This window comes from Desulfogranum japonicum DSM 18378 (genome assembly GCF_000429945.1).
Lineage (GTDB): Bacteria > Desulfobacterota > Desulfobulbia > Desulfobulbales > Desulfobulbaceae > Desulfogranum > Desulfogranum japonicum.
Map to the genome: position 1 here is coordinate 1 of NZ_AUCV01000002.1, position 10,192 is coordinate 10,192.

At 48.9% G+C, this 10,192-nt stretch carries 6 protein-coding genes; all 6 read right to left on the reverse strand.

Going from position 1 to position 10,192, the window contains the following annotated elements; all coding sequences use genetic code 11:
• Positions 1-1,276 precede the first annotated feature (1,276 nt).
• Genes G493_RS0101995 through G493_RS31680 form a run of 6 tightly spaced genes read right to left on the reverse strand, consistent with a single transcriptional unit; the run spans position 1,277 to position 10,186 of the window.
• Positions 1,277-5,227, reverse strand: a complete 3,951-nt coding sequence (locus tag G493_RS0101995) for an RHS repeat-associated core domain-containing protein (RefSeq protein ID WP_161629778.1) — start codon at positions 5,225-5,227, stop codon at positions 1,277-1,279.
• 21 nt (positions 5,228-5,248) lie between these two features.
• Positions 5,249-6,328: a FlgD immunoglobulin-like domain containing protein gene (locus G493_RS0102000; RefSeq protein WP_028579022.1), complete on the reverse strand. Its 1,080-nt coding sequence runs from the start codon at positions 6,326-6,328 to the stop codon at positions 5,249-5,251.
• Positions 6,325-7,083 (reverse strand): ABC transporter ATP-binding protein, encoded by a 759-nt coding sequence (locus G493_RS27410; RefSeq protein WP_051308941.1) that lies wholly within the window; start codon positions 7,081-7,083, stop codon positions 6,325-6,327. The genes G493_RS0102000 and G493_RS27410 overlap by 4 nt, the downstream gene beginning before the upstream one ends.
• Positions 7,080-8,681, reverse strand: a complete 1,602-nt coding sequence (locus G493_RS0102010; RefSeq protein WP_028579023.1) for an ABC transporter permease — start codon at positions 8,679-8,681, stop codon at positions 7,080-7,082. Before G493_RS0102010 ends, G493_RS27410 begins: the two co-directional genes overlap by 4 nt.
• Positions 8,682-8,685: 4 nt before the next feature.
• On the reverse strand, positions 8,686-9,693 hold the full coding sequence (locus G493_RS0102015; RefSeq protein ID WP_035273235.1) for an extracellular solute-binding protein: 1,008 nt from the start codon (positions 9,691-9,693) through the stop codon (positions 8,686-8,688).
• 4 nt (positions 9,694-9,697) lie between these two features.
• The gene (locus tag G493_RS31680) at positions 9,698-10,186 is read right to left on the reverse strand and encodes a chromate resistance protein ChrB domain-containing protein (protein WP_051308942.1); all 489 of its coding nucleotides are present in this window, start codon (positions 10,184-10,186) and stop codon (positions 9,698-9,700) included.
• Positions 10,187-10,192 lie beyond the last annotated feature (6 nt).

Below are 10,192 nucleotides of genomic sequence, written 5' to 3' on the forward strand. Positions count from 1 at the left end.
CGGCTCTCCGACTCTGAGGACGGACGATGTTTCCTTACGATGCGCTACCATGTGTAGTCTCCTTTCCTCCAGCAGCATTACCTGCCTTCATTGGTACTATGAGGCTATCCGACTCCCTGTGCCACATTTGCCTTCCTACCTCTTCAGTTGTCCGGCATACTCTTTGACTTCAAAAGAAGCACAGGGCCTCCCGGGTTGCCGTGTATTCACTATGTCAGACATGCCATGGTCTCTGACCCCGAGGAAGCAGATGGCAACTTGCCATAGCGCTGGCACCTGTGTTGATTTCCACTTTTATTACAGTGTGATCCTTCCTGACGCGACAATTTCGGGGCTCAATCCCTTCAACCTTACGGCTTACGGCCTATCTGCTCGATGTCTTACGCTTAAAACACTATGTTACCACGGTGCCTCCAAAGACTTGCTACCCGGTGGCTGGCCAACCTTCCGGGGCGGGGGTCACACCCGCTGAAATACACGACCTGGCCCGGCCGCACAATAAATCTGTCCCCTTTTTTTCACAAGCTTGTTTTGCCCCAAACAGGTATCAAAAAGAGATCATGGTGTCTTGGCAAGCTTAGAAAAATTAATCTGTCGCCCGTGTTGCAAGCAAAGTTGCCACCCGTTCTACCAGTTTGCGGAAATCTGTGATGAAAGTGGGCTGGGCGTTATTTCCTCAAAAAATAATCTATCGCCTTCTTCGTTATCAGTGCGAGGAAATAGTTCTGTCCCCTTTTTCCCTTTTCGTTGTTTAGGTCGACTCCTTTTTCGTTCTTGTGATATAGTCTCGAATATATGGGCGAACATTATAGATCCATACTGTAAAGAAAAATGAGTACCCCCCTCCAAGACCTATAATCGACTGCAATATAATAAGCAAATAAGAGTTCCAATTTGGATGTGCATATTGGACTGATATGCGAATGTGTAATATTAAGATAGTCCAAAGGATAGAAATTATAAGCGCAGCCCATGTTGCCAATCGTTGAAAACCTTTTCCGTTAAATTTTTTCCAGATTCTTATTTTTTCATGATCAGGCAAGTCAGCCAATTCTGGAATAGCTTTTGGGGAAACGATAAATTTGATTTTCATTGCTTTGCCCTTATCCATTCCATATATTGAAAAAAACGATCAAGTCGGAATCGCAAGTTGAAGCAAAAGAAACCGCTCATTGGGCTAATTATTTTGAAATTGAGGTTTATTTTGATTAGCCTTTCCGCTTCTGGATGCGATAAGTAAGTTTACCCTTTTTAGAGGGTAAACTCATATCCCGCTTTACTTAGAGCATTTGTTATTACACCCTTCATTTGATAAAATCATGCAACCAATATCAAAGGGAACTGTATACCCTATCCCTATCCCAGTTGCTGCTACTGCGTAACCCGCTGCTATGCAGGCAGCGCCACCAGCATAACTACAGCCTGTGGAGCATCCTTGGTTAAGTGAATTTATATAATCAGGATTTACAGGTACATTGGAAACAGGGGTATAGTCATAGTGTCTATAATGTTCCATTCGGTCTTCCACTCCAAAAAGATTATCCCAAAATCCATCGTAGGTCTTGAGCCCCCATGGATCGATCCAATTAACAGGATTCCCCCCAACAAACCCATACAGATTAATCCCACCTTCTTCCCCAAGCGGGTCCCGATTCAGCCACCGTTCCTGAGCAGGATAATAAAACCTATATCCATAATACACCAGTCCCAGCCCACTGTCATATCGTTTAGTAGAAAAGGTAAAGGGTTGTTCAAAGTCTCCGCTCTGACTGACCAGTTGGCCGAAGGTATTATACCGATACTGAGCAACCTGTTGCTGATTTGCATCCAGCACAGCAATAATATTGCCTTTGCCATCATACAATGGGTGATAATTCTCCCCACCGCTGGCAATATTGATCAATCCACCGATACCACCGCCAAAGTTTTTACCCCAGGTATATTCACGGAGCACTGTGTTGTTGGTATCTCTATCCTGTAGGGCAAGCCTGCCATGGCGAACAATGTGGGTTTCATCAACCAGGTTATGGCCCTCAAACTTCTGGATTTTGGCCAGAAAGGAATCAAAGCGATAGGTGTAGACGGTTCGGTGCCGGATATTGTCCGCATCAGTATAGCTGATTTCATGGAGCCGGTTAAAGGCATCATATTCTGCCTGGAAGCGGTATCCTTCCCTGGTATAGCCTTCAACCAGGTTGCCGTCGTAATCATAGACAAAGTCCTGGTCAGGATTGGTGGTGGCAAGCAGCTGGTTGACCATGTTAAAGGAACCTTCTGTTACCAGATCCTGCTGGGAAGGTAAGGGGAGGCCACCGGTCAGGGTTTCTGAATCTCGTTGATCCTGGTTGTTGTAGGTAAAGGTGGTTGCGTTGAATACGCCTGCAGTGCCGGTGTTTTCCACACCTGTCAAACGATGCATGGCATCGTAGCTGTAGGTGGTAGTTGCATCGCCTGGTCTGGTCAGCGATTCAATCAGGGAAGTATTACCTTTGTACCCATAGCTGAACACTTGGCTATCGGTCTGAATCTGTTCTAAACGACCAAGTGTATCGTAGCCAACCTGCTGTGTCTGCCCTCCCTGGGGAGTAAGGCTTTGCAGACGACCAAGCTCGTCATAGGTATAGGTGATGGTGTCGTCTTCCCAAGGGCCATCCACGGTGGCAAGCTGGGAAGCATCATTATAGGTGAGGGTAGTGGTACCGGAACCGTCCACAATAGTGGTGAGCCGATTATAGGTGTCATAGGTAAAACTCACATCAGGGGTCTGGTCCTGATGATCAATGGTGAGCAGATTACCCATCCTGTTATAATAATAGCGGGTATTAATCCCCCGTGCATTGGTGGATGTCTCCACCAGCCCACGGTTATTGTAGGTGTATTGCTGGGAGTGGCCATCAGCATAGGTTTTGCTGACCAGATTCCCGGTAGTATCATACTCAAAACTGGTCTGATTGCTGTTGGGGTCAATAAAGGCTGCCAGGGTTGAGCAGGATTTGCCGTACAGGAATCTTTCAATTCCGCCTTCATTATTAACAGCACGTTCCACCAGTTTCTGGCCGTTATAGATGTAGTCTGTAGTGATACCTGAACGTTCTGTAGATTTGGTCAGCAGGTGCGGATAGATAAGAGAATTGTATTCATACTCCGCCTTTTTGCCATCCGGGTAGGTGACAGAAGTCAGGTGATCCAGGTTATCGTAGGTATAGCTTAGGGCCATTCCATCGATCTCACTGGAAGTCAGTCTGCCTTTTGCATCATAGCTGTATTCTGCCAGTACTTGACTATCCCGTTCAACACGGGCCAGGCGGTTATCAGAACCATAAATAAAGCTGGTGACCTGGTTGAGCGCATTAGTAATGGAGCGGATCTGGCCATTGCCATTATAGCTGGCGGTGGTTCTGTTACCTGCCAGGTCGGTATATTTGGTGACATCGTGGGTAGTGTTATACTCCAGGATGATTTCACCAAGGCCGTTGGAAACATTCACCACATCAACCCCATTATCTGCATAGGTAAGGGTGGTGACTTGGTTGTCTGGTTCCTTGATGGTAGCCATACGGCCTTTGTCTGTATAGGTGAAGGTATAGCGACTGCCTGAGGCGTCGGATTCAGAAAGTTTTTGGCCTGTGGTGGAATCATAGGTAAACTGTCTTCGTTCCCCGTTAGGGTAGGTGATACTGCTAATTTCACGACCTTGATTGGTATTGGTGAAATAATAGAGAGTTTTGGGCACTGAGGTTGAGCTGTTGTTCAGGCTTGGCGTGTACTCCTGGTAATGCTCGGGTAAAACCCTCCAGGCATAGGCACCTATGGCTACATAATGGAATTCCTCTTTTCCTCCATCCGGATGGGTGATGGTGAGCCTCTTATTAAAACTCATTTCAGCCCCTGGAGCTGGGTAGTTGGTCTGCGGGTAGCTGCTATTTGTATTTCGCTCCAGATTGAATTCTGTACGGCTCCCAGCATTAACCAGGGCGCTGAGATAGCCGTTACTGTCATACTCCATCTGGGTTTTGAACCCGCCCATGTCAGTGATGGAGGTCATATACTGATCGCTGTTATAGGTGAACCTGACGTTACGGCCAAAAGGGTCGTTCACTTGCTCCAGCAGGTTTTCCTCATTGTATTGCAGGGTAGTGGTATTGCCATCCTCATCGGTCAGGCTGGTGAGCAGGTCACCGGTATAATCAAGGGTTAAATGGTGACCGTATTGATCTGTTATAGCAGAGAGAAAGATGTTGCTGTTGGCAGTGACAGACTGATAATGATAGATTATTCCTGATTGAAGGGTGAGTTTGTATTGGTTTTTCGCCTGTTGGGTGAGAGTGTCAAAACGTTGGTACGCGTATTGAAAAGTCCCATCATCATTTTTCGTGTAGGTGTCTTTTCTTCCTCCCGGCATAATGATGGTGACATTGCCGGTGTCATCTACAGTAACATAAGAGCGATAGCCCAGGTTCCACTTGTTCCCTAATATGGAATCCGTACGCACGACGCGTTTGTTGCTGTAGTTAAGGGTCAGGTTGACTGAGGGTCCAAGAGCTGGATCGTAACGCAGAGGAAGATCCCTGACGTAGAGGTTAAGGTCCACAGGGTTTACCGCCCATACCGGGGAACCATTACCACAGTTACAACATGCAGTATTTCCCTTTGGACATTTGTCATCATCTGGCTTGGGGCTATTGGAATCACCGACAGGAGTAGCAGAAGCATGCCCGCCCATAATTGTCGCAGCTGATTGTCGAGAAAGTATTGGCAATCCTGCTGTGATATCAGTGCTGAGTGCAATATTATTGTACTCTCCTCTGAAATTTGCCAGGGCCATGGCAGTTATGTGCTCTGTGCTGCCATCATACAGTTGCACTGTATCCTGCTCTATTTTCTGGAGCACAGTAAAGTGACCAACTGGTTTGCCTTTCAGGTGCACGATTACCGGCAGGTCAAGTTCTGCAAGTTGCTCGGAGGTCACCTGGTAGGCTTGCAGGGGCAGGGATACTGTCTCTGCAATTCGGAGCAAATCACTGACTGACTGTCCCTTGCTGAGTTGCCCACGCATTTCCAGGACAGCTTGCGCCTGTTTTTCACTTCCCTGCAGCTTGAGTAGATGGGCAAGGGATTGCAGGCCGCAGTCATTGACAGAGGCCAGGGCATGGGAACAGGTAAAGAGAAGCAGCAGGGTAAGGCGAAGAATAGTGTGCAGCATGGTTCGTTGTGATGGTGTTTTCATATGCATCATGACGGCGGCCCCTTAGCGAAAGGTAACAGGAAGCGACCAGGAGGCAGCGCGGTCGTCCGAGGTGATCAGGTTAACGGTGAAGATATGTTTTCCGGCCGGGATTTCCGAGGCATCAAAGGTAATAGTTGCCGGGGTTTTGGTGGTCTGGTATTCCGCAGCAAACGTATGATCGATAAAGACCATGGTTTCCGAAAGATTGGTGTCGGGAATACCTTGTTTGAGGCTAACAGTGAATTTGACCTTCTTGCCGAGCGCGGCTTTATCTGTAGCATTCTTGAAGCTCACCTCAAAAGCAGGTTCTGGCAGCAATGGCTCACTGTAGAGCGCATAGTAACTGGGCTGGTTGCTGTTAGCGGCTTGCAGCGGGTACTGGGGGTAGTGCTTCTGGCTGATCTCCATAGGTCCGTCGATAACAATGGCATTGGCGGGTAAGGAAAACCCGTCAAATACCAGGTACAAGTCATCTCGATTGGTTAAATCGATCCTTCCTGTGGTATCCTTCCCATCCCAGGAAAGTGAATGGCTGCCAGGTTCAAAGATCTGCCAGGGTGCCAACGTGATATAAATAGGTCCCCCATCAAGGATTCCGACACGTACACGGCCATACGCCTTGGTATGCAGGGTGAAATCAAGCGTTTTTTGATTGTACTGCATGTCCTGGGCAAAGACTTCTTTCCCCCAATTGTCATCGGTGGCGCTATAGGTATTGCTCCCCTTACGGGCCGTATTTGCCTCGATCACAGGAACATACACCCCGCCAGGGCAAGGCTCGCCATCATCATCCAGGCCATCCCAGGTCTGGCTGTATTCGCCTCTATCCATCTGCGTATTGGCAACCAGAGTTCGAACGATATTTCCCCTGAGATCGCAGATAAGTACAGTTGTCTCTGCAGCATCGAGTAACTCAAAGGAGACAGTGGCAGCATCTGCAGCATCATCAGATTTAGCAGCTTGAGCAGTTCGCAGCTTCTTTTGCTTACTGGCTATAACCTGATTATCAAGACTGACCCGGGAGACGACCTCTTGCCCGGCAAATGCTGTCGGAGAGACGCCTATGGTAATGGCGAGTACGAGAAAGAAGAACTGTTTCATAGTTGTACCTTATATGGCTGTTCTGGTGATATTGCCCGATTATGTGACAGCGTGTGCTTTTGTGTGGAAAAAAACTCCCTGGCAGGGGCCAGTGTTTTCAGTCGTCCCTGATTCAGCACTGCAACCCGATCTGCCATGTAGGCGGCTTCCCGCATATCGTGGGTGACATAGATCGTTGTTATGCCCAGTTGATCAAGCAGGGTACGTACTTCCTGTAGGAGGGTATTTCGCAGATCAGTATCCAGTGAAGAAAATGGCTCATCCATTAACAATATATCCGGGGCCTGAGCCAGGGCGCGTGCCAGGGCCAGGCGTTGTTGCTCCCCTCCGGAGAGTTGGCCTGGATATTTGTCCGGGTACGGGAGATGTACCAGGTTGAGCAGGTGCATGATTTTTTCTTGCCGTTGTCTGCGTTTCACGGATTTGGGCAGGACAAAAGCAAGGTGTTGCCTGGCGGTCATGTGGGGCCAGAGCGCTAGGTCCTGAAAAACCATGGCGATCTTTCGTTTATATGGAGGAACCAATTTGTTTGCTGCACTGACAGTGGCACCACCCATTTGGATGGTGCCTGACTCAGGTTGCTCAAATCCGGCGATGAGGCGAAGGGTGGTAGTCTTGCCGCAACCTGAAGGGCCGATGAGTGCCAATTTCTCTTTTGGAGCCAGGCTCAACGAAAGTTTTTCCACAATCCCGAAGCAGATATTACTCAAGCAGATTGCAGGCACAGGTCTTTTTAAATGGATAAGCGAGGTCATGCGGCACCTCTGGCAGTGGTAAGAAAAAGCATGGTGGAAATACAGAGTGTGGTGAACATGAGTATCAGGGAGAGGGCGGCCACCAAGGAGCCGGCTCCGTAATGCATAAGCGTATATATTTTTAAAGAAGCAGTAGATAGCCCAGGTGGAATGACCAGCAGGGTCGCCCCCAGTTCTCCCATGGAAAAAATAAAAACAATGCACCAGCAGGTGCAGAGCGGTTTCAGCAACAGGGGGAGTTCAATCCTGGTTAATCGTCTCCACAGGGAAGATTCACAGAGCAGAGCAGCCTCAAGCTGATGGGGATGCACCTGCTTCAGCCCTGCAGACAGAATGCGAACGGCAAATGGTATAAAACGACCCATACAGGCTAACAGAAGTATGGCTGTTGTGGTGTATATCATCTGTGTTGCCGATGTATTCCAGGTATAAATCAAGCCGATACCAAACAGCGTGGCTGGAAAGGCAAAGGGCAGATAGGTTACAAAGCCCTGTACAGAAGTGTTTCGCGACGACTCAACATGCCTGGCAACCAGATAGGCCAGGATAGTAGTAGCAGTTGCTGCCAGGGACGCTGTGAGGAGGCTGGCTCCGATTTCCTTATAAGAAGTTTTCAAGGCCATGAGATAATTTGACCAGCTACCAGCCTGTTGCACGAGGGCAGCAACGGGCAGCAATACTGTAAGGCAAAGTATCAACAGGCAGAAGATTGCTGCTGCTGTTTTGACAATCAGCCGGGAGTGATATTCACTGTGCTGTCTGGCATGGCTGATGGCAACGAATTCTTTCCCTGCAAGCATCCATTGCTGCCAACCAAGCAGGAGGACTGCAAGCAGGATGGTTGGAGCACAAAGGGCTGCTGCTCCGGCTTCGTCGTAGAAGGCGGAAAATCGTGCCATGATTTCAACCGGAAAGGTTGATATCCGAAACATGGAGCTGACGCCATAATTAAAAAAACTGAAGATGAAAACAAACACTCCACCACTGATGCAATAGGGTTTGAGCAGCGGCAGGGTAATCTTTAAGAGAGCGGCCAGGGGATGTCGCGACAAAACTGCAGCTTCTTCCATGGAGTGTTGCATTGTCTGCAGGCCGGTTATCACAGGCAGGATAACCAGCGGCAGGTAACATAACCCCAGCACCAGGGCAACGCATGGTACTGTGTACAACTCAAAAGGGAGCATGCAGCAGGGCAGGTGGGTTGCAAAAAATCCCTTTTCCCCCCAGAGTGCAATCCAGGCAAGGCCATGCACATGGGGTGGAATAAACAGGGGCACAAGATAGAGCATTCGGCACAACGTATTGCCTGGAAAGGATATGCGGGAGACAGCCAGAGCAAAAGGAATCCCCAACACACATGCGACCAGGGTCGCACCGCAGGCTATGCCACCACTACGTGCCAGGAGAATCCAGGTACGCAGATCGCCGAAGACTGCCTGGTAATGGCCAAACGACAACTGGCCTTCCTGGATCAGGCTCTTGACCAGCATAATCCCCGGCGGCAGCAAGGCTACAACCGAAAACAGGAGTATACCTGCAATGGTCAGGGGCGTTGGCAGGCCTGGTATTCTGCCCTGTCTGTGACTCGCAAATGCCATCGTTTCAGCGCATAAAAAGTTTCTGCACTGCCTGTACAGATTCTTCCATCATGTCTGTGGTTCTGCCAAAATCCACCTGCGCAGCCTTGATGTCTTCCTGTCGGAATTGTCCTTTGGGCACGGTTATGCCAGGACGCAGGGGAATCTGGGCAGACTCGGAACTGCAGAGTTTGCTTTCAACCTCTCTACTGAGCATATAGTCGATGAGCTGTTTAGCTTCAACAGCGTGGGGTGCTCCCTTGATCATGGCAATGGTATTGGGGATAAGCAGTGTCCCAGAACCGTCCTGGTCAGGAAGGATAGGTTTGATTGGTTTTCCATTCAGAACACCAACATTCACATCATCGGTATCTGTGATACCCCATGGCGCAGTCCCCTCGGCCACCATATCGCGGACCACGGAGTTACCGTCAACGATACGCACTTCATTGGCGATGAGATCCTGGAGAAACTGCTCAGCAGGTGCAGCGCCCCACATATCGAACAGTGTTGCCACATGGGTGGAGGTGGTTCCAAACATGGGGTTGGCCATGACTGGTTTGCCTTTCCACTTGGTATCCACCAGATCATGAATGGATGTCGGGTACTGGTCTGGCTGCAGGATATTCGTGTTCACTACCAGAACCCTGGCGCGGGCTGCAAAGCCTGCCCAATAGTGATCAGGATCTTGAAATTGAGCGGGAATATCATCTGCAGAAGGGGACGCATAGGGTGCCAGAACTCCTTCACGCTGCAGTTTGATGGTTCGCATGATCTCGTTATTCCAGAACACGTCGCATTGAGGGTGTTTTTTTTCAGCAAGCAGGCGATTAACCAGGCCTGTGGTTTTTACAGCTTCAATGTCATAGACAGCTTTTACGGTAATACCGGTCTGTTGCTCAAATTCTTTCAGTATGGGTTCTGCAAAGATCTGGTCCATGGCAGTGTAGACTACCACTTGCTTATCTTTTGCATGGGCAACGGTGGCCAGGAACAAGGCCAGTATGCATAAGGTGTATTGGATCGTTTTCATTGCATTATTTTGTAGTTGTTTGTGTTGTAAAAGTATCCAAATATTGGAAGCAGCGTTGGTAGCTTTCTTCATTGTCAGCGCTTTCGTGGAATAGCTTTCGCAAGTCTGTTTCCAGTGTTCTGGCATCCTGTGTATTTTGGCCAAAAAAATTGAGTTCAATCAACCGAACCAATTTGCCTATCTCTATGGATTTCTGGTCTTGTATATTGTATTTCGCAAGAATAGATTCATAGGTCGAACGTTTGTGGTCCCGTCGTAGTTCAGCAACCGGCAGATCAAAAGGGGTTGCCTGCTTTGGCGGTAATTGATTATCTTCCAGGAATATGAATTCTGCTGTGGTATCCACCTTCCTGGCAATGAGCCAGGCAGCGGCACAGCGGTCGACTTCCACAGCTTTCCCGGTTGCCCAGGTACCGGCGAGCCCTTCACTGGTGAGAAGGGACGCCAGCAACAGGCCAGGCAGGCAAAAGATACATGGTTTCCAACAATTCATGGGTAA

Excerpts from the sequence above, each read along its gene's own strand:
- G493_RS31680 (WP_051308942.1), bottom strand. The coding sequence starts at position 10,186 with ATGAATTGTTGGAAACCATGTATCTTTTGCCTGCCTGGCCTGTTGCTG.
- G493_RS0102015 (WP_035273235.1), bottom strand. The coding sequence starts at position 9,693 with ATGAAAACGATCCAATACACCTTATGCATACTGGCCTTGTTCCTGGCC.
- G493_RS0101995 (WP_161629778.1), bottom strand. The coding sequence starts at position 5,227 with ATGAAAACACCATCACAACGAACCATGCTGCACACTATTCTTCGCCTT.
- G493_RS0102010 (WP_028579023.1), bottom strand. The coding sequence starts at position 8,681 with ATGGCATTTGCGAGTCACAGACAGGGCAGAATACCAGGCCTGCCAACG.
- G493_RS0102000 (WP_028579022.1), bottom strand. The coding sequence starts at position 6,328 with ATGAAACAGTTCTTCTTTCTCGTACTCGCCATTACCATAGGCGTCTCT.
- G493_RS27410 (WP_051308941.1), bottom strand. The coding sequence starts at position 7,083 with ATGACCTCGCTTATCCATTTAAAAAGACCTGTGCCTGCAATCTGCTTG.